Annotated in this window: 19 protein-coding genes and 1 riboswitch; of the genes, 5 read left to right on the top strand and 14 right to left on the bottom strand. The window is 67.9% G+C overall.

The window, feature by feature from the left end; translation table 11 throughout:
* Window positions 1-56: 56 nt before the first annotated feature.
* The 5 genes from ACNPNP_RS05975 to ACNPNP_RS05955 form a co-directional block, all read right to left on the bottom strand.
* Window positions 57-1,439, bottom strand: coding sequence for an MFS transporter (locus tag ACNPNP_RS05975; protein WP_448965132.1), 1,383 nt, complete (start codon window positions 1,437-1,439; stop codon window positions 57-59).
* A gap of 94 nt (window positions 1,440-1,533) precedes the next feature.
* The gene (locus tag ACNPNP_RS05970) at window positions 1,534-3,294 is read right to left on the bottom strand and encodes a glycoside hydrolase family 35 protein (RefSeq protein ID WP_448965131.1); all 1,761 of its coding nucleotides are present in this window, start codon (window positions 3,292-3,294) and stop codon (window positions 1,534-1,536) included.
* Window positions 3,295-3,356: 62 nt separating this feature from the next.
* Entirely contained in the window at window positions 3,357-4,715 is a 1,359-nt protein-coding gene (locus ACNPNP_RS05965) for an ABC transporter substrate-binding protein (RefSeq protein ID WP_448965130.1), read from the bottom strand.
* A gap of 64 nt (window positions 4,716-4,779) precedes the next feature.
* Window positions 4,780-5,625, bottom strand: coding sequence for a carbohydrate ABC transporter permease (locus ACNPNP_RS05960; RefSeq protein WP_448965255.1), 846 nt, complete (start codon window positions 5,623-5,625; stop codon window positions 4,780-4,782).
* 46 nt (window positions 5,626-5,671) lie between these two features.
* Window positions 5,672-6,589, bottom strand: coding sequence for a carbohydrate ABC transporter permease (locus tag ACNPNP_RS05955; protein WP_448965129.1), 918 nt, complete (start codon window positions 6,587-6,589; stop codon window positions 5,672-5,674).
* Window positions 6,590-6,744: 155 nt separating this feature from the next.
* On the opposite strand from ACNPNP_RS05955, the gene ACNPNP_RS05950 reads away from it, so the two are divergent.
* Window positions 6,745-7,734, top strand: a complete 990-nt coding sequence (locus ACNPNP_RS05950; protein WP_448965128.1) for a LacI family DNA-binding transcriptional regulator — start codon at window positions 6,745-6,747, stop codon at window positions 7,732-7,734.
* Between the two features lie 6 nt (window positions 7,735-7,740).
* On the opposite strand, the gene ACNPNP_RS05945 is transcribed toward ACNPNP_RS05950, so the two are convergent.
* The 7 genes from ACNPNP_RS05945 to ACNPNP_RS05915 all read right to left on the bottom strand — a co-directional run bounded on the left by ACNPNP_RS05945 (window position 7,741) and on the right by ACNPNP_RS05915 (window position 13,390).
* Window positions 7,741-8,100: a Fe-S protein gene (locus ACNPNP_RS05945; protein WP_448965127.1), complete on the bottom strand. Its 360-nt coding sequence runs from the start codon at window positions 8,098-8,100 to the stop codon at window positions 7,741-7,743.
* A gap of 48 nt (window positions 8,101-8,148) precedes the next feature.
* Complete coding sequence (gene ribH, locus ACNPNP_RS05940; RefSeq protein WP_448965126.1) at window positions 8,149-8,625, bottom strand: 6,7-dimethyl-8-ribityllumazine synthase; 477 nt, start codon at window positions 8,623-8,625, stop codon at window positions 8,149-8,151.
* Window positions 8,622-9,896: a GTP cyclohydrolase II gene (ribA, locus tag ACNPNP_RS05935; protein WP_448965125.1), complete on the bottom strand. Its 1,275-nt coding sequence runs from the start codon at window positions 9,894-9,896 to the stop codon at window positions 8,622-8,624. The genes ribH and ribA overlap by 4 nt, the downstream gene beginning before the upstream one ends.
* On the bottom strand, window positions 9,893-10,522 hold the full coding sequence (locus ACNPNP_RS05930) for a riboflavin synthase (RefSeq protein ID WP_448965124.1): 630 nt from the start codon (window positions 10,520-10,522) through the stop codon (window positions 9,893-9,895). Before ACNPNP_RS05930 ends, ribA begins: the two co-directional genes overlap by 4 nt.
* Complete coding sequence (ribD, locus tag ACNPNP_RS05925; protein WP_448965123.1) at window positions 10,522-11,553, bottom strand: bifunctional diaminohydroxyphosphoribosylaminopyrimidine deaminase/5-amino-6-(5-phosphoribosylamino)uracil reductase RibD; 1,032 nt, start codon at window positions 11,551-11,553, stop codon at window positions 10,522-10,524. The genes ACNPNP_RS05930 and ribD overlap by 1 nt, the downstream gene beginning before the upstream one ends.
* Before the next feature lie 52 nt (window positions 11,554-11,605).
* Window positions 11,606-11,752, bottom strand: a riboswitch (FMN riboswitch).
* 55 nt (window positions 11,753-11,807) lie between these two features.
* Entirely contained in the window at window positions 11,808-12,671 is an 864-nt protein-coding gene (locus ACNPNP_RS05920; RefSeq protein ID WP_448965122.1) for an Fpg/Nei family DNA glycosylase, read from the bottom strand.
* A 149-nt stretch (window positions 12,672-12,820) separates the two neighbouring features.
* Entirely contained in the window at window positions 12,821-13,390 is a 570-nt protein-coding gene (locus tag ACNPNP_RS05915; protein WP_448965121.1) for a GNAT family N-acetyltransferase, read from the bottom strand.
* 77 nt (window positions 13,391-13,467) lie between these two features.
* Here ACNPNP_RS05915 and mfd point away from each other — a divergent pair, with 77 nt between their 5' ends.
* Genes mfd through ACNPNP_RS05900 form a run of 3 tightly spaced genes read left to right on the top strand, consistent with a single transcriptional unit; the run spans window position 13,468 to window position 18,464 of the window.
* A complete protein-coding gene (mfd, locus tag ACNPNP_RS05910; RefSeq protein ID WP_448965120.1) occupies window positions 13,468-17,028 on the top strand; it encodes a transcription-repair coupling factor in 3,561 nt (1,186 codons plus the stop codon).
* Between the two features lie 39 nt (window positions 17,029-17,067).
* Complete coding sequence (locus ACNPNP_RS05905) at window positions 17,068-17,823, top strand: methyltransferase domain-containing protein (RefSeq protein ID WP_448965119.1); 756 nt, start codon at window positions 17,068-17,070, stop codon at window positions 17,821-17,823.
* A gap of 44 nt (window positions 17,824-17,867) precedes the next feature.
* Window positions 17,868-18,464 carry a gamma carbonic anhydrase family protein gene (locus ACNPNP_RS05900; RefSeq protein ID WP_448965118.1) on the top strand — a complete coding sequence of 199 codons (597 nt, stop codon included), beginning with the start codon at window positions 17,868-17,870 and terminating at the stop codon, window positions 18,462-18,464.
* Between the two features lie 115 nt (window positions 18,465-18,579).
* Here the strand turns inward: ACNPNP_RS05900 and gdhA are convergent, their stop codons facing one another.
* Complete coding sequence (gene gdhA / locus ACNPNP_RS05895; RefSeq protein WP_448965117.1) at window positions 18,580-19,947, bottom strand: NADP-specific glutamate dehydrogenase; 1,368 nt, start codon at window positions 19,945-19,947, stop codon at window positions 18,580-18,582.
* A 122-nt stretch (window positions 19,948-20,069) separates the two neighbouring features.
* Window positions 20,070-22,658: a phosphoenolpyruvate carboxylase gene (locus ACNPNP_RS05890; protein ID WP_448965254.1), complete on the bottom strand. Its 2,589-nt coding sequence runs from the start codon at window positions 22,656-22,658 to the stop codon at window positions 20,070-20,072.
* A 160-nt stretch (window positions 22,659-22,818) separates the two neighbouring features.
* On the opposite strand from ACNPNP_RS05890, the gene nhaA reads away from it, so the two are divergent.
* Window positions 22,819-23,985, top strand: a complete 1,167-nt coding sequence (nhaA, locus tag ACNPNP_RS05885) for a Na+/H+ antiporter NhaA (RefSeq protein ID WP_448965116.1) — start codon at window positions 22,819-22,821, stop codon at window positions 23,983-23,985.
* Window positions 23,986-24,000 lie beyond the last annotated feature (15 nt).

Genomic DNA, 24,000 nt, shown 5'->3' with positions numbered 1-24,000 from the left:
GTACGAGGGGGCGTCGGCGGCTGGAGGGGGCCTCGGTGGTGCGGCTCAGGCGGCGACTACAGTTCGACGGCGGCAGCGAGTCCGAGGTCGTCTTCGTAGTCGTTGTCCTTCGTCTCCTTCGTCAGGATCAGAGCGATGAAGGTGAGCACGCCCATCGCCGACAGGTACAGTCCGACGAGCCACGGCTCGCCGCCCGCGAACTCCCACAGCTTCAGGGCGATGAGAGGTGCGATCGCTGCACCGAGGATCGATGAGACGTTGTAGGCGATGGCGGAACCGGAATAGCGCACATTCGTCGGGAACAGCTCGGGCAGCATCGCACCCATCGGCCCGAATGTGATCCCCATCAGCATGAAGCCGAACACGAGGAACGCCTGTGTGAGCGCACCGGTGAACTGCGGGTCGATCTGCGGCATCAGGAACACGTTGAAGGTGAGACCGAAGACGATGATCGCTCCGGTGACCCACAGCAGGAGCTTGCGACGCCCGATCGCGTCGGCGACGGGGCCGGAGAGCAGGGTGAAGATACCGAAGAACACCACGCCGACGATCTGCATGAGCACGAAGTCGGTGTAACCGAAGCCCCCTCCCGGCACATCTGCGTCGGTCGCGGCCGTGCCGTAGGCGAGCGTGAAGTTCGTCATCAGGTAGAACAGCACGTAAGTGGCCAGCATGATGAACGTGCCGAGGATGAGGTGCTTCCAGTGATGGCGGAAGACGGTCGCAAGCGGCATCTTGCGGATGATGCCCTTCTGCTCCGCCCTCTTGAAGGTGTCGGACTCGACCAGCTTGAGCCGGACCCAGAGGCCGATGATGACCATGACGGCAGAGAACAGGAACGGGATGCGCCAGCCCCAGGCCAGGAAGGCCTCCGACTGCAGTGAAGGGTTCTCGCCGTGCGGGAGCGCCCAGTTGATGCCGAGGAAGATGAAGTTCGCGATGATGAAGCCGAGGGGAGCGCCCAGCTGCGGGAATGACCCGTACCAGGCGCGCTTGCCCTTGGGGGCGTTCTCGGTCGCGACGAGCGCGGCGCCTGACCATTCGCCACCGAGGGCGAATCCCTGAGCCAGACGCAGGATGAGCAGCAGCAGAGGCGCCACCCATCCGATCTGCTGGAACGTCGGGAGCAGGCCGATGATGAATGTCGCGATGCCCATCGTGAGCAACGATGCGACCAGCGTCGCCTTGCGCCCGTACCTGTCGCCGAAGTGGCCGAACACCATCGCGCCGATCGGACGTGCCACCATCGCCGCGCCGAAGACGGCGAACGACGCCAGCAGCGACGCGGTGGCGTTGTCGCTGGGGAAGAAGAGGATCGGGAAGACGAGGACCGCAGCTGTCGCGTACGCATAGAAGTCGTAGAACTCGATGGTCGTCCCGACGAGGCTCGCGAGGATGACCCGCGAGCGGGGGTTGGCGGGTTTCACTGCGGTGCTCATGATCTCCTAGCGTTCGTCGTGCTCATGAGAAAGCGAGCACCCGGGGGAGTTTACGCCTCCCTGAACGTCTGCTGTGCGATCTCGAGGCAGCGCGTCATTCTTCGTGGTCGCCGAGTGCGAGGCCGGGAACGAACCGCGCGTGAGCGTCTCGCAGATGCTCGAGTTCGAGCACGACGACCCGATTCGCTCCCTTGCGCGTGGTCGGCGAAGGCACGTACATCGTGCGCTGAGGTCCGTTGCGCCAGTAGCGGCCGAGGAAGAAGCCGTTCACGAACGCGTAGCCCTTGCCCCAGCTCGCCGTGTCGAGGAACAGATCGGTCTCTGACGGCAGATCGAACTCACCGATCCACGCCGATCCCGTGGCAGGGGCATCCTGCTCTGCGGACATCTCGAAGTCGTCCGCGGCGATGGCGTCGGCGATCGCGGCGACATCGAGCGGCGTCGAGCGCCAGCCGTGCAACGGTTCGCCGTCGAGAAGCGGTACGCCGATGAGGCCCTTCTCCTCCCCGAGACGGTTGCCGTAGTTCACGCGTCCCTGGTCTTCGACGAGGATGCTGAGGGCCCGACCCGGTGGGATCGAGACGGTGTGATCGTGGCGGGTGCGCGCGAGAGTGCCGACATTCCGGCCGTCCACGCTCACCCAGGCGAGATCGCGCACATCATCGACGGTCAGCGTCGCAGACGCGGAGAGCTCGGGCAGTTCGACGTCGTAGCGCACGAGCGCGCTCAGATGCCCGAGCTCGTCGAAGGTCGCCGGGCGCTCCGCCGATGAGGAAGGGGCGGCGGAGGTGCGGCCATCCGTCCAGGCGCCAGCGTGCCGCAGCGGCACGGTGAACGATGGCGCGGGGACGCCCGGCTCCGGCAGCTCGTCCGGCACCGGCGCATGCTTCGCGATCACGTCACGCAACGCGTAGTACTTCTCGGTCGGATCGCCGGCCTCGTCCAGCGGGGCGTCGTAGTCGTACGACGTCACGAGGGGCAGATAGCGCCCCTTGTGGTTCGCGCCGTTGGTGAGGCCGAAGTTCGTGCCGCCGTGGAACATGTAGATGTTCACGGACGCGCCGGCGCTCAGCAGCGCATCGAGGTCGTCGGCGGTGGCGGCGACCCCGGTGGTGTGATGGACGCCGCCCCACCAGTCGAACCAGCCGTCCCAGAACTCCGAGCACATGAGCGGCCCGGTCGCCTGATGCCGGCGGAGGGTGGCGAGGCGCTCGGGAACACGCGAGCCGAAGGATCCGGTGCGGTGGAGGCCCGCCAGACTGCCGTCGATGAGCATGCGGTCAACGGGCTGATCGACGGTGGTCAGCGGCACGGTGATGCCGGAATCCTTCGTGACGCGCACGAGCTCCTCGAGGTAGACCGCATCCGAGCCGTATGCGCCGTACTCGTTCTCGATCTGGACGAGGACGACAGGGCCGCCGTGCTGGATCTGCCGCGGGGCGACGATGTCGTACACCCGTCGGAGGTAGCCGGTGACGTCGGCCAGGTAATCGGGGTCGGAGGTGCGGAGCGTGTCCTCGTCGGCAGCCAGCCAGGTCGGAAGGCCTCCGTTATGCCATTCCGCGCATATGTACGGCCCAGGACGGACGATCGCGTCCATGCCCTCTGCGCTGACCAGGTCGAGGAAGAGCCCGAGATCGTTCCAGCCGGTGGCATCCCACTCGCCGCGTCGTGGTTCGTGCGCGTTCCAGGCGACGTAGGTCTCGATCGTGTTCAAGCCCATCAGTCGGGCCTTGCGGATGCGGTCGCGCCACTGATCCGGGTGCACGCGGAAGTAGTGGATCGCTCCCGAGATGATCTGATGGGGCCGCCCGTCACGGAGGAAGTCGGTTTCGCCGATGGAGAAGGTGCTCACGTACTGCGCTTTCGATGAAAGGGGCCGGGCGGGTTGGTCGAGCCCGCCCGGCCCGACTGCGGTCACTTGTTGACGCTGAAGCCCTGGCTGTCGCCGTACTCGACCAGCGCGTCCTGCCAGGCGGTGAGACCTTCATTGAGGTCGGTGCCGTTCTGGTAGGACTGACCGACGGTGTCGCCGAAGATGCTGTTCGCGTACACCTGGTAGGGCAGGTAGTTCCAGCCTTCGACCACGTCGTCCGCCGCGGCGGCGAGCACTTCGTTGATCTTCTGCCCGCCGAAGTACTCGGGGGCGTCGCTGAGGAACTCCTCGCTCGACAGCTCGGCGGTCGTCGACGGGAAGCCACCCGATTCGAGGAACGTCGAGATGCTCTCCTCGCTGTTGTTCAGCCACCACAGGAATCCGGCCGCGAGCTCGGGGTTCTCGCTCTGCTTCGTGACGGCCTGGCCGCCTCCGCCGTTCTCGGCGGTGGCGGCGGTTCCGTCGTACGTGGGCATGGGGGCGACACGCCAGTCGCCGGAACCGTCCGGTGCGCCCGAGATCAGATTGCCCGGCATCCAGGCGCCGATCACGAGCGTGGCGAGGCTGCCGTCGCCGAGTCCGCGGAACCATTCGTCGCTCCAGCTCCCGTACGGGGCCAGCAGGTCCTCCTCGACGAGACGGTTCCAGTTGTCGGCCCACTTCTTCGAGCCGTCGTCCTGAAGGTCGAGTGTGACGTCCGTTCCTGAGGTGGTGAACGGCTGCCCGCCGGCCTGCCAGATCATGCTCGTGGCGAAACCAGCGTCACCGATGTCGTTGGTGATGTAGGCGTTCGGGTCTGCGGCGTGGATCGCCTTGGCCGCCTCGTAGTACTCGTCCCACGTGGTCGGCACCGCGACGCCTGCGGCGTCGAAGACGGTCTTGTTGTAGAAGAGCGCCATGGGGCCGGAGTCCTGCGGGAGTCCGTAGATGGCGTCGCCGTCGGTGACGGAGTTCCAGGTGGAAGCCGTGTAGTCGTCCTCGAAGTCGCCGAAGCCGTACTGGGAGAGGTCGACGAACGCATCGGTCAGAGCGAACTGCGGGAAGGCGTAGTACTCCACCTGCACGACATCCGGCGCGCCGGAGCCTGCTTTGATGGCGTTCTGCAGCTTGGTGTACTCCTCGTTGTTCGTGCCCGCGTTGACGAGGTTGACCTTCACGTTCGGATAGGCCTTCTCGAATGCGGCGACCTGCGCCTCGGCAGACGGGGTCCACGACCAATATGTGATCTCGCCGCCGGTCTCGAGTGCCGCCTCGATCGAATCGAACGATCCGTCGCCTGCGCTGTCCGAGCCGCCGGCGTCGGCGCCGGCGCTGCAGCCGGCCAGCGCGATGGCGGCCACGGTTCCTGCGGCGAGTGCCGTGACTGCGCGACGAGTCGCGGTTGAGGGAATGTGCTTCATTGCTGTGTTCCTTTCGGGGTGGTGCTCGAGGTGTTCGGGAAGGTGCGGATGCGGGGGAGCGACGTCACTGCTTGACGCTTCCGGCGGTGAGACCGGACTGCCAGAAGCGCTGCAGGAGAAGGAAGGCGATGACGATCGGGATGATCGTGAGCAGCGAGCCCATGATCACGAGGTTGTAGATCGGCTGAGAGCCCGCTCCGATGGCCTGGTTGCTCCACTGGTTGAGTCCGACGGTCAGCGGGTACCAGTCCGGGTCGGAGAGCATGATCAGCGGCAGGAAGTAGTTGTTCCACGTCGCGACCACCGTGAACAGGGCGACCGTGACGATGCCGGGCGCGAGCAGGCGCATCGAGATGGTGAAGAAGGTGCGGAACTCACCTGCGCCGTCGATACGGGCGGCTTCGAGCAACTCGGTGGGCACCGATTCCGTGGCGAACACCCAGATGAGATACAGACCGAAGGGGCTGATGAGCGAGGGGATGATCACCGCCCACGGTGTGTTCGTCAGGCCGAGCTCGCTGAACAGCAGGAAGGTGGGCACCGCGAGTGCAGTGCCGGGCACGGCCACGGCTCCGAGGACGACGGCGAACACCGCGCGACGGCCGGGGAAACGGTACTTCGCGAGACCGTATCCGGCCATCGTCGCGAGCAGCGTCGCGCCGCCCGCACCGCCCACGACGTAGAGCAGCGTGTTGCCGAGCCAGCGCAGGAAGATCCCGTCGCGGTACGAGAACGTGGCCACGAGGTTGTCGAAAAAGGCGAAGTCGTCGGAGAACCACAGTCCGAAGGAGGAGAACAGTCCGGCCTGGGTCTTGGTCGAGCTGAACAATAGCCACACCAGCGGAACCAGTGTGTACAGCGCATAGACGATCATCACGATCAGGAGCGTGTTCGACTTGCGCGGGTTCATCGGGTCGTGGCGCGTGGTCGCCTGGCGGTGGAATGCGAGCGCCATCTCAGCGCACCTCCGTCTTCGAGCCGCGCAGCTGCACGACGTAGGCGATCACGGCGGTGATGATGCCCATGATGATCGCGATCGTTGCGGCGTAGTTGAACTGCTGGCCCGCGAACGACAGGTTGTACGCGTACATGTTGGGCGTGAAGTAGGTGGTGATCACATTCGGCGCGAGAGGGCGCAGGATGTTGGGCTCGTTGAAGAGCTGGAAGCTGCCGATGATCGAGAAGATGCTGGCGATCACGAGAGCGCCGCGCACCGACGGGATCTTGATCGAGAAGATCGTGCGCCACGCGCCAGCACCGTCGAGGGAGGCGGCCTCGTACATGTCGGTGGGGATGGTCTTGAGCGAGGAGTAGAAGATCAGCATGTTGTAGCCGACGAACTCCCACGTGACGATGTTGCCGATCGAGACCAGCATCCATTCCTTCGCGAACGGCGTCAGCGCCTGGAAGCCGAGGAAGTCGTTGAAATTCGCGGTGAGTCCGAACTGGTCGCCGTAGATGTAGCCCCACATCAGTACGGCGACGACGGCCGGAACCGCGTACGGCAGGAAGATCAGGATGCGGAAGAACGACGCGCCGCGCAGGCGTGCGCTGTCGAGCGCGAGCGCTGCTCCGAGAGCGAGCACGAGCATGATCGGCACCTGGATGACGAGGAAGATCAGGACCCGGCCGAACGCCTCCCAGAACTGCGGGTCGGTGAGTGCGCGCACGTAGTTGTCTAGCCCGACGAACGCCGTGCCGCCGATGAGCTTCTCCTGAAAGAAGCTCAAGTACATCGCGTAGGCGAGCGGCGTGAGGAAAACGAGGGCGAACACGACCATGAACGGGCCGACGAAGGCCCATCCTCTCCAGTCGCGCTTCTCACGACGCCGGATGCCGGAGCGTCCGAGCGTCGCAGTGAAATCAGTCGTCATCGACGAGACCTTCTCTTGGTAGTGCGCATGCAGCGCGACGTGTCAACGTCAACATATGCGATCGACTGCTAGTGTGTCAACGTCAACACATGAATGGATTGGTCATCGTGTCCTCTGAGTCATCGGCAGCACCGCAACGGCGGAGAGACCCGTCCATGGAGGATGTCGCGCGCGAGGCCGGCGTCTCCGGCCAGACCGTCTCACGCGTCGTCAACGCCCGCGGTTATGTCGGCGCCGAGACGAGGACGCGTGTCGAGAAGGCCATGCAGAGCCTCGGATATCGTCCGAACAGTGCCGCCAGGGCGCTGCGGTCAGGGCGATTCCGCGCCATCGGCGTCATCATGTTCTCGTTCAGCTCCTACGGCAATCAGCGCACACTCGACGCGATCGCCGTCAGAGCCGCCGAGATGGGGTACGCCTTGACATTGATCCCGGTGGAATCGAGCGCACGGGAGACCGTGGCCGGCGCCTTCCGCAGGATCGAGGAGCACGCGGTGGACGGCATCATCATCGTGATCGAGGCCCACCAGCTCGATGAGGCCGAGGTCGAGATGCCCCAGGGGCTGCCCGTGGTGTTCGTGGACTCGAATCGTGGCACGAGCCATCCGTTCGTCGACACGGACCAGGCGCAGGGCGCGAGGCTGGCGACGGAGCACCTGCTCGATCTCGGCCACGAGACGGTGTGGCACGTCACGGGCCCTGCCAAGTCGTACTCCGCCGAAAGGCGACGCGAATCGTGGCGGACGACGCTGGAGTCGCGCGGCAGGGAGATTCCGGAAGTGCTGTCGGGAGACTGGTCAGCGGCATCCGGATATCAGGCGGGCGTGCGCCTGCGCACGATCGGATCGGTCACGGCAGTGTTCGCCGCGAACGACCAGATGGCAATCGGGGTCGTCCGCGCGTTCCGCGAGAGCGGACGGGACATCCCAGGTGACGTCAGTGTCGTCGGCTTCGACGGCCTGCCTGATGCCGCGCAGCTGTGGCCGCCGTTGACGACTGTGCAGCAGCATCCCGAGAAGGTCGGTGCACTCGCGGTCGATGCGCTGCTCGCTGAACTCGACAGCGGAGAGCACGTTCAGACGCCGCTGGTCAGCACCGAACTCGTGGTGCGCGGGAGCACCGCACCCCCGCGCGCGTCGCACTAGCGCGACTCAGCGCCAGAGCAGAGCGATCGCGGCGTTCGTCACCGTCAGAATGCCGACGAGCCAGAACACCGCCGGCGCGACCGACGCTCCGCGCTTCTGCCGACTCAGCCCGGAGCCGACCAGGGCGCCGATCGCCACCAGGATGACGAGCTTGGTGCCGATCTTGATGTAGTTCGGCTCGGCGCCTTCCGGCAGACCCCATGGCGCAGCGAGTGCGAGTCCGGCGACTCCGGCGATGAGCAGTCCGTACTCCATGATCTTGCCGAACTGCTTCTGGCCGCCGAAGGCCTGGACGGCCCAGGACCCGAACAGCACGGCGAAGCCGATGAGGTGGATGAGAACGACGACCAGACGCAGAGTCTCCATGCCCGACACGCTAGCCCCGTCCGTGCGGGGCCGCCAGGAAGGCGAACCTCAGCCGCGCAGCTCGCGAATCACCAGAGCAGTGCGCAGTGCGGCATCCGCCGCCTCGGCGCCCTTGTCCTCCTTGGACCCCTCGATGCCGGCGCGATCGAGTCCCTGCTGCTCGTCGTCCACGGTCAGTACCCCGAAGCCGACCGGCTTGCCCGCGTCCAGCGCCACTCGGGTGAGGCCGTCGGTGGTCGCCGACGAGACGTACTCGAAGTGCGGGGTGCCGCCCCTGACGATGACGCCGAGGGCGACCACGGCATCCGCCCCGCCTGCGAAGGCGGCCTGTGCGGCGACGGCGAGCTCGAACGAGCCGGGCACCCGCACGAGCCGATGAGTCGCGTGGGCGGCGTTGAGTACGCGCTCCGCGCCCGCGATCATCCCGTTCGTGATGACCTCGTGCCAGGTGCCGGCGATGATGACGACGTTCAGTCCGGTCGCGTCGATCTGCTCGCCGGGTGCGGGGGCTCCTGCGCCGCTCATGCCTTGTCCTTTCCGTGGGCGAGGGCCTCGGCCAGCTCGGCCTCGCCGATGATGTGGCCCATGCGATCGCGCTTGGTCTCGAGGTACTGGTGGTTGTTCGGCCCTACGCCGACGATCAGCGCCACCTGCTCGGCGACGTCGAGTCCGAGCTCGCGCAGCTGCTTCACCTTGTCGGTGTTGTTGGTCAGCAGGCGCACCTTCGAGATGCCGAGGTCGCTGAGGATGCCGGCGGCCGCTGCGTACTCGCGGGCATCCGCCGGCAGCCCCAGGGCGAGGTTCGCGTCGACCGTGTCGAGCCCTTCCTCCTGCAGGCTGTATGCCCGCAGCTTGTTGATCAGGCCGATGCCTCGGCCCTCGTGCCCGCGCATGTAGATGACGACGCCGCCCTCCTGCTCGATCGCGTCGAGCGCGGCATCGAGCTGAGGCCCGCATTCGCACTTGAGCGATCCGAACGCCTCGCCGGTCAGGCATTCCGAATGCACACGGACCAGCGCGGTCTCGCCGAGCTCGCCGGAGACGACGGCGATGTGATCGGTGCCGGTGACACGATCCTTGTAGGCGAGGAAGCGGAAGGTGCCGTGATCGGTGGGAACCGTCGCGTCGGCCCGCAGGCGCACCCGCCGCTTGCCGGCGCGGGAGGATACGACCGGACCGTCCTGCGGGTCGATCTCGTTCAGGTGCGCGATGAGCTGCTCGATCGTGATCACGGGCACGCCGTCGCGTGCGCCGAGCTCCTTCAGACCGGGCAGACGCATCATGCTGCCGTCCTCCGCGACGACCTCCGCGATCGCGCCGACCGGCTGCAGACCGGCCAGCTTCATCAGGTCGACAGCCGCCTCGGTGTGCCCGCTGCGCTCGCGTACGCCGCCGTCGACGGCCCGCAGCGGCAGAACATGCCCGGGGCGGATCACACTCGTCGCGGTCGATGCCGGGTTGGCCAGCACGTTCAGCGTGTGCGCGCGGTCGGATGCGCTGATGCCGGTGGTGACGCCCTCCGCGGCATCCACGCTCACCGTGTAGGCGGTCGAGCGGGCGTCCTCATTGGCCTCCACCATGGGCGGGAGGTTGAGGCTGTCGGCCAGGTCGGCGGGCATCGGTGCACAGATGAATCCGGACGACCAGCGCACCGTCCACGCGACCCATTCGGGCGTGGCGAGTTCGGCCGAGAGGATCACGTCGCCCTCGTTCTCGCGGTTCTCGTCGTCGGCGACGATGACCGGACGACCGGCGCGCAGCGACTCGAGAGCTTCTTCGATGGTGGCAAGGCTCATCGCGAGCCTCCTTCCGAGACAGCCCGGAAGGCGAGCAGGCGCTCGACATGACGGGCGAGGATGTCGGTTTCAAGATTGACGCGATCGCCGACCGCACGGGATCCGAGAGTGGTGGCGACGAGGGTCTCGGGGATCAGGGAGATCTCGAACCAGGCCTGTGCGGCGGACGGCTCGCTCACGGCGCTGACGGTCAGGGAGGTGCCGTCGACGGAGATGGAGCCCTTGTCGACGACGAGCGGTGCGAGATCTGCCGGCAGGTTGATGCGCAGCACGCTCCACGCGTCGCCGGGGCGCACGTCGACGACCTCGCCGACCCCGTCGACGTGGCCCTGCACGATGTGACCCCCGAGGCGCGCTCCGACGGGCATGGCCTTCTCGATGTTGACGCGGGTGCCGACGGATGCCGTCGCCAGAGCCGACACGTCGAGCGTCTGCTTCATGACGTCCGCGTCGAAGGTGTCGGGCGTGGAGGCGACCACGGTCAGGCACACGCCGGAGACGGCGATCGACTCGCCGTGCACGGCGTCCTGCGCAGCCTTCGGCGCACGCACCGTCAGCCGCCATCCGTCGCCGGCCGGCGCGATGGCGGTGATCTCGCCGATCTCCTCGATGATTCCGGTGAACATCAGCGGACCCCCTCTTTGTCTTCTTCGAATCCGGCGACCGCCAGCAGGTCCGCGCCGAGCGGCACCCACTCCTCGACGTGCAGACGTCGTGCGGCGTCGATCGTCGGCACCCCGATCTCGGTGAGCGCGAGGCGGCCGCCGCCCAGCAGCACCGGGGCGATGTAGGCGAGCACGCGGTCTGCCAGTCCTGCCGCGATGAACGCGCTGGCCAGAGTCGGACCGCCCTCGACGAATGCGCGCTGGATGCCGCGGCCATGCAGATCGGCGACGACGGAGTGCAGGTCATGGGTCGCGTAGAACACGGACTCTTTCGGGTGGCGCCGCAGCGCGGCATCCGCCGGCGTCTCGCGCGAGCCGATCACCACGGGGATCGGCTGGTGCTCGTACAGCGCGTCCCCGTCTCGGGCGGTGAGAGCGGGATCATCTGCGAGTACGGTGCCGGTGCCGACGATGATCGCGTCGGCCGCAGCCCGACGACGGTGCACGTCGGCGCGGGCGGCGGGTCCGGTGATCCACTGGCTCGATCCGTCGGCCGCCGCGGCGCGGCCGTCGAGGCTCTGCGCCCACTTCACGATGATCTGCGGGCGTCCGAGGCGCTGCGCGGTCAGCCAGTCCGAGATGAGTGCTCGGGCGCCGTCGGCCTGCTCGCCGGCCTCGACCTCGACGCCAGCGCTGCGAAGACGCTCGGAGCCGCCGCCGGAGACGGCACCGGGATCGTCGAGCGCGTAGACCACCCGTGAGATGCCGGCCTCGATGAGCGCGACGGCGCACGGTCCGGTGCGGCCGGTGTGATTGCACGGTTCAAGAGTGACGACGGCCGTCGCGCCGCGTGCGGCGTCTCCGTCGAGCTTCGACAGTGCATCGACTTCGGCGTGCGGCGTGCCGGCTCCGTGATGCCAGCCCTCGGCGATGATCTCGCCCGAGGGGGACAGGATGACGGCGCCCACCTGAGGGTTGGCCCCGCGGGGTCCGCGCGTGGCGAGCTCGAGCGCACGCGTCATCGCGCGGCGTTCCGCCTCGTGCACTGCCATCCGTCGTCCTTCTGCTCTCGCTCCGGGGATGACAGACGGCGCGCTCTCGCGCATCGTGCTGCCTCCCTTCCGGACTAGTGAGAACTCGGTCTCACATCACCGTCGGTACCGGAATTCCACCGGATCGGCATCTCGGTTTCCCTCGACGCTCGCGGACTGTCACCGCCGGTTCGGATTCACACCGACCCCGGAGCACGTTGATGCCCAGTGTAGTCAACGTATGCACGCGCATTTCATTCCGTGACCGTGCGCGTCTACTTCAACAGTCGGGACAGCCGACGGTCGGCGAGCGGCTTGCCGCCGGTCTGGCAGGTGGGGCAGTATTCCAGCGACCTGTCGGCGAAGAACACGCTGCGCACGGTGTCGCCGCACACGGGGCACGGCTCGCCTCGACGCGCGTGCACCTGCATGCCGCGGCGCTTGGCATCCTTGAGGTCGGCAGGTGGTTTGCCTGCAGCCTCGGCCACGGCATCCGTCAGCGTCATGCGCATCGCCGAATACAGGCGGTCGACCTCTTGCTCGTCGAGGGTGCCGGCGATCGCATACGGCGACATGCGCGCGGCGTGCAGGATCTCGTCGGAGTAGGCGTTGCCGATGCCGGCGATGACGGATTGATCGCGCAGCAGGCCCTTGATCTGCATCCGGCGGCCTTCCAGCAGAGCGGCGAACGCATCGCGATCGAAAGCGTCTTCCAGGGGATCGGGCCCGAGCCGCGCGATGCCCGGCACCTCTTCAGGATCGCGCACGACGTAGACGGCGAGCGACTTCTTCGTCCCTGCTTCCGTGAGATCGAAACCGCTGTCGTCATTCAGCGCGACGCGCAGGGCGATCGGCGACTTTCCGGGTTTGATCAGCGTCGTCGGGAGCATCTCGTACCAGCGCAGCCAGCCGGCCTTCGCGAGATGGAACACGAGATGGAGGTCGTCTCCGCACGACAGCACGATGAACTTGCCACGGCGAGCGGATGCCGTGATCTCTGCGCCGTGCAACGCGGTGTTCGGCGGATCGAAGGTCTTCAGCGCCGCGATGGCGCCCACGCTCGTGCGCGTGATGGTCCGGCCGACCGCGCGCTCGCCGAGGAACGCGACCAGCCCCTGCACCTCAGGCATCTCCGGCATGTCCTCATCCTGCCACCCGACGCCGCACAACTCCGGAGAAAATGCCCGAATCGGTGCCGAGGTGCGCCTCCAGCACCGGAATCTGCAGAAAGCTCCGGAGTTGCGCGGCGGGGCCTGGGGCGAGGAGCGTGCGACGCGCTGGGTAAGGATCAGTCGAGCGGCAACGGCCAGGCCACCGGCATGCGATCGTCGGTTGCGAGCAGGCCGGCGACCCAGCCGTCGTCGCGGCCGCGCGGGCTTGTGAGCGCCTGCCGCTGGAGTCCCTCGTAACGGAACCCCAGCGCACGCGCAGTGCGGGCCGAAGGCACGTTGCCGGCGACGGCCTGCCAATGGATGCGCGCGAGATCCGACTCGGCGAACCCCCAGTCGATCACCGCGCGAGCGGCCTCGACCATGAAGCCCTTTCCGCGTGCATGCGCCGTCGCCCAGTAGCCGAGCTCCGCCGAGCCGCCGCCCGCGTGCGGCGCGATGTGGTGCAGACCGATCATGCCGATGAGCACGTCGTCGTGGAAGACGGCCCAGACCGTCTCCTCACCCGATGCCCACCACTGGGCCACCAGCGTCACGAAGCCCTCGCCGTTCTCACGCGTGTACGGGCTCGGAACCGTCGTCCATCGGGGGATCTCGGGGTCCTGGCACGCGGTCGTGATCGCGTCGACGTCATCCGTCGTCGGCGGGCGGAGGACAAGGCGGTCGGTGCGGAGGGTGACGGGTTCCATCACGGAATCCTACGGCGTGCGGCCCGTCGGCGAACGCACCCCGGCCGGATGTCAGAGGCGCGCATTACACTCATCAGGTGACTGTTCCCGGGATTCTGCGCGCCTTGGAAGAGGCGTCTCTGTACCACGACGCCCTCACCTGGGCGCAGACCGATGCCGATCTCGGACTCGTCGACGGGCTCGACGCTCCGACGATCGCGGGACTGCTCGACAAACGCGCCGGCTCGGGGCGTCCGGCATCCCTGCTCGTGGTCGCGCCGACCGGTCGTCGCGCGGAATCGCTCGCGGCGGCTCTCGACTCCTATGTGCCGGATGCCGAGATCCTCAGCTTCCCCGCATGGGAGACCCTGCCGCATGAGCGGCTCAGCCCGAGTCCCGACACGGTCGGCCGGCGCCTCGACACGCTTCGCCGCATCACCACGTGGTCCGGCGAGCGTCCCCTCATCGTGGTCGCCTCGGTGCGCGCTGCCCTGCAGCCGATCGCCGCCAATCTGGGCGACACCGCGCCGCTCTCCCTCGTGCTGGGCGGGAGAGACCTCGAGCTCGACGACGCCGTCGAGCAGCTCGTCGAGCGCGCCTATTCCCGCGTCGACATGGTCTCGCGCCGCGGCGAGTTCGCCGTGCGCGGCGGCATCCTCGACGTCTTCCCACCGACGTCGGAGCATCCGTACCGCGTCGAGTTCTTCGGCGACGAGATCGACCAGATCCGCGCCTTCTCCGTGGCGGATCAGCGCTCGCTCCCCGGCGACGTCGACCGCGTCGAGCTGCCGGCGACCAGGGAGCTGCTGCTCACCGCCGACGTGCGCGACCGTGCGCGCTCGCTGATCTCCGGATTCCCCGCGATCGCCGGGATGCTGGAGAAGATGGCGGAGGGCATCCCTGTCGAGGGGATGGAATCGCTGCTGCCCGCGGTGTCCGGTCCGCTCAAGGCGCTCGCCGAGTACTTCCCCGAGGGCACCGCCGTCGCGCTCGTCGACCCCGAGCGATCGAGCGCCAGGGCGCAGAGCCTCGGCGAGACGAACCGCGAGTTCCTCGATGCCGCCTGGAGCGCCGCGACCTCGGGCGCCTCCGCGCCCATCGACCTCGGCGCCGGAGACTTCGTCAGCGTCGCGCGGCTGCGTGAGATCGTGCGCGAACGCGACGGCGTCTGGTGGCGATTCAGCCCGTTCGCGACCGATGACGACGATGCGGCGAACATCGACGCCTCGATCATCCCCTCGTTCCACGGGAACGTCGACGGCGCGATCGACTTCGTCGACGGCAGGCTCGCCGACGGATGGCGGGTCGTGGTCGTGGCATCCGGGGCCGGCCTGGTGGACCGCGCGAGAGACGTGCTCTCCGACCGCGGCCTCGCGGCACGCGTCGTGGATTCCCTCCCCGACGCGCCGGAGCCCGGTGTCGCGACGCTCGTGCTCGGCGCCCTCGAGTCGGGCTTCCAGGTGCCGGAGGCGAAGCTCGCGGTCCTCACCGACAACGAGTTCTACGGCCGCACGATCGGCGGCGATCAGCGCATCGTGAAGAAGCTCGCGTCTCGCCGCAAGAACGTCGTCGATCCGCTGCAGCTCAAGAACGGCGACTACGTCGTGCACTCGACGCACGGCATCGCGAAGTTCGTCGAGATGACGCAGCGCGAGGTGTCCACCGGCGGGCGCAACGCCACGAAGACCACGCGCGACTACCTGGTGCTGGAGTACGCGCCGTCCAAGCGCGGATACCCCGGCGACAAGCTGTACGTGCCCACGGACCAGCTCGATCTGCTCTCGAAGTACGTCGGAGGAGAGGCACCGACGCTCTCGAAGATGGGCGGCAGCGACTGGTCGGCTGCCAAGGGCAAGGCGCGTCGCGCCGTGCGCGACATCGCCGTCGAACTCGTGAAGCTGTACTCGGCGCGCATGTCGGCGAAGGGCCACGCCTTCGGGCCGGACACCCCGTGGCAGCGAGAGTTGGAAGAGGCGTTCCCGTTCGCCGAGACCCCCGACCAGCTGCAGACCATCGACGAGATCAAGGCCGACATGGAACGGCCGATCCCGATGGACCGGCTGCTGTCGGGCGATGTGGGCTTCGGCAAAACCGAGGTCGCGGTGCGCGCGGCGTTCAAGGCGATCCAGGACGGCAAGCAGGTCGCGATGCTCGTCCCGACGACGCTGCTGGTCAAGCAGCACTTCGAGACCTTCTCCGAGCGCTTCGCCGGGTTCCCGGTGAAGGTCAGGTCGCTGTCGCGGTTCCAGACCGACAAGGACGCACGACTCACGCTCGAGGGGCTGCTCGACGGGTCGGTCGACATGGTCATCGGCACGCACCGCATCCTCACGGATCAGGTCATGTTCAAGGACCTCGGGCTGCTCATCATCGATGAGGAGCAGCGGTTCGGCGTCGAGCACAAGGACAAGCTGAAGAAGCTGAAGACGAACGTCGACATCCTCGCGATGAGCGCGACGCCCATCCCACGTACGCTCGAGATGGCGGTCACCGGCATCCGTGAGATGTCGACGCTCGCGACGCCGCCGGAGGACCGGCATCCGATCCTCTCGTTCGTCGGCCCGCGCAGCGATAAGCAGATGGCCGCGGCGATCCGGCGCGAGATCCTGCGCGAGGGCCAAGTGTTCTTCGTGCACAACCGCGTGCAGTCGATCCAGCGCGTGGCCTCTGAGCTCGCGGAGCTGGTGCCGGAGGCGCGCATCGCCGTGGCTCACGGTCAGATGGGCGAGCACCAGCTCGAGCAGGTCGTCGACGACTTCTGGGAGCGCAAGTTCGACGTGCTCGTGTCGACGACGATCGTCGAGACCGGGCTGGACATCTCGAACGCGAACACGATCATCATCGACAAGGCCGACAAGTACGGCCTCAGCCAGCTGCATCAGTTGCGTGGACGCGTGGGCCGAGGACGCGAGCGGGCGTACGCGTACTTCCTGTACGACGACTCGAAGCCGCTCTCCGAGACGGCGGCCGACCGCCTGCAGACGATCGCGGTCAACAATGATCTCGGCAGCGGTATGCAGGTGGCGCTGAAGGACCTCGAACTGCGCGGCGCGGGCAACATGCTCGGCGGCGAGCAGGCGGGGCACATCGCCGGGGTCGGGTTCGATCTGTATCTGCGCATGGTCGGTGAGGCGGTCGCGACGTTCCGTGGCGAGGACGTCGAGACCGGCAACGAGCTGCGGATGGAGCTGCCGGTGGATGCCCGCATCCCCGAGACCTACATCGACAGCGAGCGCCTGCGTCTCGAGGCGTACCAGAAGCTGTCCGCCGCGGCGGCCGCGACCGCGAAGGATGACGCGATCGATCTCGTGATCGAAGAGCTCACCGATCGATACGGCACCCCGCCCGAAGAAGTGGAGGGGCTGGTCGCCATCGCTCGCCTGCGTCGGCGTGCGGCACGTGCCGGTCTCGCGGACGTCGTGGCGATGGGCTCGAACCTCCGCGTGGCGCCCGCACGTCTCGAGGATTCGATGAAGGTGCGTCTGCAGCGGCTGTACCCCGCGGCGAAGCTCGTCGGCGGGGGAGAGGCACTGGTCGTGCCGCTGCCGCGCCCGGGTGGCGAGCCGCCGACGGACGCGGGGCTGCTGGAGTGGGTCGACCAGCTGTTCACGGCGCTGTTCCCCGAGCCCGCGAAGGCCGCCGCGCCCGCCGCTTCGTGACGGCTGCGTCGAGGATGCCGTACGGGGAGACTGGTTCGTATGGCTGATTTCGATGAACTGGTCGCCCTGGGCTCCGAAGCCGACGTCACGGGGTGGGATTTCGACTGGCTCGAGGGGCGCGCGAGCGAGGAGCGACCGCCGTGGGGCTACGCCGGGCTCCTCGCCGAGCGACTGGCCACGGCATCCGCATCGCTCGACCTCGACACCGGTGGTGGCGAAGTGCTGGCCGAGGCGCAGACCTTCCCGTCGATCGCGGTCGCGACGGAGTCCTGGCTCCCGAACGCCGCGAAGGCCACGTCGCTGCTGCACCCGCGTGGAGTCGTCGTGGTGCGCACAGGACAGGACGACCCGTTGCCGTTCGCCGACGGCGCGTTCGACCTCGTCACCAGTCGGCATCCTGTCGCCCCGCGCTGGGCCGAGATCGCACGGGTGCTTCGCATCGGCGGAACCTATCTCGCCCAGCATGTGGGACCGGCGAGCGGGTTCGAGCTGATCGAGTTCTTCCTCGGCCCGTTGCCGGAGCAGCGACGAGGGCGTCACCCCGACGACGAGATCGAGGCCGCCGAGGCTGCGGGACTCGAGATCGTCGATGTGCGCCGCGCGACGCTGCGCATCGAGATCCGTGACGTCGCTGCCGTGGTCTACCTGCTGCGCAAGCTCGTCTGGTGGGTGCCCGACTTCACCGTGGAGCGCTACCGCGACCGGCTCCGCGACCTGCACGAGCTGATCGAGCGCGACGGTCCGTTCGTCGCGCACTCCTCGAGACATCTCCTCGAGGCGCGACGGTCCGCCTGAGCGGTGCGGGTGCGCCGGCTCGTCGGCAGCGCTAGCATGACCGCATGCTGTACGAGCACCTCGGGGCTCGGCCCCGGATCCACGAGACCGCCGTCATCGCGCCCACCGCCGTCATCTCCGGTGATGTGGAGATCGGAGCGGACTGCCAGGTGCTGCACGGCGCCGTCATCACCGCGGAGGGCGGGCCGATCACGCTCGGTGAGAACGTCATCGTGATGGAGAACGCGATCGTGCGCGCCAGCTCGGCGAACCCTGTGCACATCGGCGATCACGTGCTGATCGGCCCCGGGGCGTCCGTGTCCGGTGCGGTGATCGGCGACGAGGTGTTCCTCGCGACCGGAACGCGGGTGTTCAACGGTGCCAAGATCGGCGCACGGGCCGAGGTGCGCATCAACGCGGTCGTGCACCTGCGTACGACGCTCCCTGAGGACACGGTCGTCCCGATCGGCTGGGTGGCGGTCGGCGATCCGCTGCTCCTGCTGTCCCCGGACAAGCACGAGGAGATCTGGGCGGCGCAGCGCGAACTGGACTTCCCCGGCTACGTGTTCGGCGTGGACCGCGACACCCCGGATGTCATGGTGCAGCTCACCGAGCGCTATGGGCGTTCGCTGGCGCGGCACGCGGATGACCATCCGGCGTGAGCCCATCCACCTGCGCCGGGGCCCCTCCTGAGCGCCGAGGCCCCCTTTGGATGACGCGCCTCAGAGAGGGCGCGGATAACCAGCGGGGGCCTCGGCGAACAGACAGAGCAGAGACTCAGATGACGCCCTGAGCCAGCATCGCCGTCGCGACCCGCTGGAAGCCGGCGATGTTCGCGCCGGTGACGTAATCCCCGGGAACGTCGTACTTCTCGGCGGCCCGGAACGCGGCGTCGTGGATGTCGGCCATGATCTCGCGCAGCTTGTTCTCGCTGTCGCCGAAGGTCCAGCGCTGACGCGATGCGTTCTGGCTCATCTCCAGCGCAGAGGTCGCGACACCACCGGCGTTCGCGGCCTTGCCCGGGGCGAACAGTACGCCCGCCTTCTGGAACGCGGCGACCGCATCCGGAACGCAGGGCATGTTGGCGCCCTCGGAGACGGCGCGCACGCCATTCGCGATGAGGGCCTCGGCGTCGGCCAGACTGACCTCGTTCTGCGTGGCGGAGGGCACCGCGATGTCGACCGGAACCTCCCACACACTGCCGTTCTCCACGAATCGAGCGCTCGCGCGCCGGTTCGCGTACTCCACGATGCGGCCGCGCTCGACCTCTTTGATCTGGCGCAGCAGATCCAGGTCGATACCGGCGTCATCGACGATGTACCCCGAGGAATCGGATGCCGTGACCGCCGTCGCGCCGAGCTGAGTGGCCTTCTGGATGGCGTAGATCGCGACGTTTCCGGAACCGGAGATGCCGACGCGCTTGCCCTCGAGCGACTCGTTGTGAACGGCGAGCATCTCCTGAGCGAAGAACACCGCGCCGTAGCCGGTGGCCTCGGTGCGCACCTCGGCGCCACCCCAGCCGGTGCCCTTGCCGGTGAACATGCCCGACTCGTGACGGTTCGTGATCTTGCGGTACGAGCCGAACAGGTAGCCGATCTCGCGGCCGCCGACACCGATGTCGCCCGCGGGGACGTCGGTGTGCTCGCCGAGGTGACGGTACAGCTCGCTCATGAATGACTGGCAGAAGCGCATGACCTCGGCGTCGGAACGACCGTGCGGATCGAAGTCCGACCCGCCCTTCGCGCCGCCGATGCCCTGACCGGTGAGCGCGTTCTTGAAGATCTGCTCGAAACCGAGGAACTTGATGATCGACAGGTTCACCGAAGGGTGGAAACGCAGTCCGCCCTTGTACGGGCCGAGCACCGACGAGAACTGGATGCGGTAGCCGCGGTTGACCTGCATCTTCCCTGCGTCGTCCACCCACGGCACGCGGAACATGATCTGGCGCTCGGGCTCCACGATCCGGTCCAGGATGCCGGCCTCGACGTACTCCGGGTGCTGCTCGAGCACCGGGGAGATCGTTCCGAGCACCTCGTGCACGGCCTGCTGGAACTCGGGTTCGTGCGGGCTGCGGGCGAGCACCGTGTCGAACACGGGCTGGACGGACGCGGTGAGCGGGTGGAATTCGGTGTGGGTTGCGGTCACGCGGGACGGCTTTCTGAAGAGTGTGGCTGAGGGGGCGATCGTGTCGCGCGAGAAGGCGTGCCGGGTCGGGCACGAGATTTCACCTTACCGCGCGTGTTTCCGTGATGCGCACCAGGCGGTGATCATCCGGTGTTCTGCAGGCCGGCGGCGACGCCGCTGACTGACAGCAGCAGCAGACGGCGCTGTTCGTCGTCGGCGCCCGACCCGGATGCTGCGGAGCGCAGCTCCCTCAGCGCACGCAGCTGCAGCAGCGACAGCGCGTCCACGTACGGGCTGCGCAGCGTCACCGCCCGCTGCAGGATCGGCTTGTTCTCGAGCAGCGCGTCGCCGCCGGTGAGGCGGATGACCCACTCCTTCGTCAGCGTGAGCTCGTCGAGCACCAGCTGTGCGAGATCATCGCGGTCGCCGAGCGCGAGATAGCGACGGGCGATGCGCTCGTCGGTCTTCGCGAGGCTCATCGCGACGTTGTCGATCATGGTGCGAAGCAGCGGCCAGTCGCGGTAGGCGTCCTTGAGCAGCGCCTCGTCGCCGACGCTCTCGAGCGCGGTTCCCAGACCGAACCAGCCGGCGAGGTTGATGCGCGCCTGCGTCCACGCGAACACCCATGGGATGGCGCGGAGGTCTTCGAGCGATTCCACCGAGAGGCCGCGGCGCGCTGGACGCGAACCGAGGGCGAGCAGCCCGATCTCCTCGAGAGGTGTGACGGTGGCGAACCAGGGCGCGAAGCCGTCGGCCTTCACCAGAGCGAAGAACTTCTCACGGGAGGCCTCGTCCATCACCCGCGCGACGTCGGCGAAGCGTGCGGCTGCGCCGCTCGTGCGCTCCTCGACGCCAGGAGACGATGCGAGCAGCGTCGCCGCGGCGACCTGATCGATGTGGCGCATCGCGATCGCCGGTTCGCCGTAGCGGGCGAAGATGGTCTCGCCCTGCTCGGTGAGCTTGAACCGGCCGTCGACGGAGTGCGGCGGCTGCGCGAGGATCGCGGAGTTCGCCGGCCCGCCGCCTCGACCCAGCGCGCCGCCGCGCCCGTGGAAGAGTGTCAGAGCGATACCGGCATCCTTCGCCCAGAGGGCGATCTTCTCCTGCGCCTCGTACAGTGCCAGGTTCGCGGCCACAGGGCCGACGTCCTTCGAGGAATCGGAGTAGCCGAGCATGACCTCGAGGCGATTGCCGGTGGCGGCCATGCGCGAGCGGAACTCGGGGAAGCCGACGACCTCCGCGAGGATGCCGGGAGCGGCCTGCAGGTCGGCGAACGTCTCGAAGAGCGGCACGACGTCCAGTACCGGCACATCGTCACCGAGCGCATGCCGCGCGAGGCGGTGCACGTTGGCGAGGTCCTCGGCGGACTGCGTGAACGAGACGACGTAGCGTCCTGCCGCGCGCGGCCCGTAGGTGCGCTGGATGTCGGCGACCGCACGGAAGACGTCGAGGACCTCGAGCGTCTTCTCGCTGGGCTCCGCGCCCGCATCGAGCTCGGCGAGTGCCTCGCGGTGCACCTGCGAGTGCTGGCGCACCTCGAGCTCGGTGAGGTGGAACCCGTAGGTCTCGACCTGCCAGATCAGGTGCTGGACGCCGCCGAACGCATGGCGGTTCGCCCCGGATGCCGCGAGCGAGGCCTGCACGGTGCGCAGGTCGGCGAGCAGCTGCTCGGGGTCCGTGTATGCGCCGTCCGCTCCCGAACGGGTGCGTGCGACCCGGTTCGCGAGTGCGAGCAGAACGCGGCGGTGCGGCTCTTCCGGAGAGCGCGCGGCGATCTCGGCCGCGGCGTTCTCGTCGGTCTCGATGAAGGACTCCCACAGCGCGACCACCGCGGCGGAGGGCGGCGTGCCCTCGGCGTCGAGAGTGAGGCCGCGGCCGATGCGCTCGACAGCCCGTTCGAGACCGCGCAGCACATGGTCGGAGGCGATCTGCGCGGCTTCGCGCGTGACGGACGCCGTGACGAAGGGGTTGCCGTCGCGGTCGCCGCCGACCCACGAGCCGACCCGCACGAACGCGGGGACCACCGGAGCGCTCGCGCCGGAGTCGTCGCCGCGCAGAGCGTCGTCGATGCGGCGATAGACGTGGGGGACCGTGGTGAACAGGGTCTCGTCGAACACCGACATGACCGTGCGCACCTCATCGGTGGGCGACGGCTTCTGAGCGCGCAGCGGCGCCGTGCGCCAGAGCGTGTCGACCTCCTCGAGCATGCGGCGGCGGGCCCTGTGCTGCTCCGCACCGCCGTCGCTCGCGCTGTCGTGCTGCGTGAGCAGTTCGGAGAGGCGGCGGATGCTGGCGGACACGGCGCGACGACGGGCCTCCGTCGGGTGCGCGGTGAACACGGGGTGGAACCGCAGGTCCTGCAGGCGACGAGTGGCCTCCTCGTCGCCGATCTCGCGTCGCAACTGCGCGTACGCGGTCGCGACGGTGTCCGTGGCATCCTCCCGGCCAGGCTGTCCTGCACGCTCGCGAAGGATGCGCACGCGCTGGTGCTCTTCGGCGAGGTTGACGAGATGGAAGTAGCACGTGAAGGCGCGGGCCACTTCGTCGGCTCGCTGGACGGTGAACGAATCCGCGATCGCCGATGCGCGTTCGAAGGCCTCGGCGCTCTCCTCGTCGTACGCCTGGATGGTCGCCAACCGCAGCCGCTCGACGTCGTCGAACAGACCGGCGCTGCCGCACTCGCGCAGCACCTGCCCGAGCAGTGCGCCGAGCATGCGGACATCTGCACGCATCTCGTCTGGGATCCCGCGTCCGGCTTCGAATCGACCGATGACGCGGATGGCCTCTGTGTTGGTGGGCTCAGGAGTCACCATTCGAGGTTATAGCCGTGCAGGAGGCGGTCATGACCACGTGACATCCGGTGAAGCCGAGGCGGCGGATAGCATTGCTCCGATGGCCGACTCCCGAAATCTTCTTCGCACGCAGCAGTTCCCCGCAGTGCTCCTTCTTCTCGCGGCGGCGCTCGGACTCGTGCTCGCGAACACGCCGGCGTTCGGTCCGATCGACGCGGTGCTGGGGTTCCACATCGCGGTGCCCGGCACGTCGATCGACCTCTCGGTCGCGCACTGGATCTCGGACGGCCTGCTCGCGATCTTCTTCTTCGTGGTCGCGATGGAGCTGCAGTACGAACTCACCCGCGGCGAGTTGAACTCATTCCGAAAGGCTCTGCAGCCCTCGATCGCCGCTGCCGGCGGCGTGCTCGTGCCGATCATCATCTATCTGATCGTCGCCGGTGGCGAGCAGACCTCCTCTGGCTGGCCGATCCCGACGGCGACGGACATCGCCTTCGCGCTCGGTGTGCTCGCTGTTTTCGGCAAGGGGCTGCCCTCTGCGGTGCGGGTCTTCCTGCTCGCCCTGGCGATACTCGACGACATCATTGGCATCATCTTCATCGCGGTGCTCTTCGCCCACGACCTGAACTGGCTGTACCTGCTGCTGGCCATCGTCGGTGTCGTCGTGTTCGGCGCACTGTCACGGACGCTGCCGACCAGGCACTCATGGCTGGTCGTCGTCGCGATGGTGATCGTGGGCGTCCTCGTCTGGGGCCTCATGATCTCGTCCGGCATCCACGCCACGATCGCGGGCGTGCTGCTGGGGCTGGCCATCGCGCAGTCCCCGGCGATGCCGACGCGGCATGCGCTCGAGCCGTGGGTCAACGGCGCGATCCTGCCGATCTTCGCGTTCGCCGCCGCCTTCGTCGTAATCCCCGCGGTGTCGCCGTCCGAGCTCTCGCCCGCGTTCTTCGGCATCGCGATCGCCCTGCCGGTGGGCAAGATCATCGGCATCACGGTCTTCGGATGGCTCGCCATGAGGATCGGATCGAAGGACAAGGCCCCTGCCCTGACGATCACCGATCTGCTCGCCGCCGGCGCGCTCGGCGGCATCGGCTTCACAGTGTCGCTGCTGCTGGCGAACCTCGCCTTCGCGGATGATCCTGCCGTGCGCGATCAGGCGATCCTCGGCGTACTGGTGGGCTCGTTGATCGCCCTGGTGCTGTCGGGCGTCGTCGTCTCATGGCGTGCCGCGTGGTACCGCCGCTCCACGACGACCGTCTCGTGACCATTTCGACGAGGA

Source organism: Microbacterium xerophyticum (genome assembly GCF_053543555.1).
Note: the sequence above shows the minus strand (reverse complement) of the source record. Positions and strands in the feature narration are given on the sequence as shown.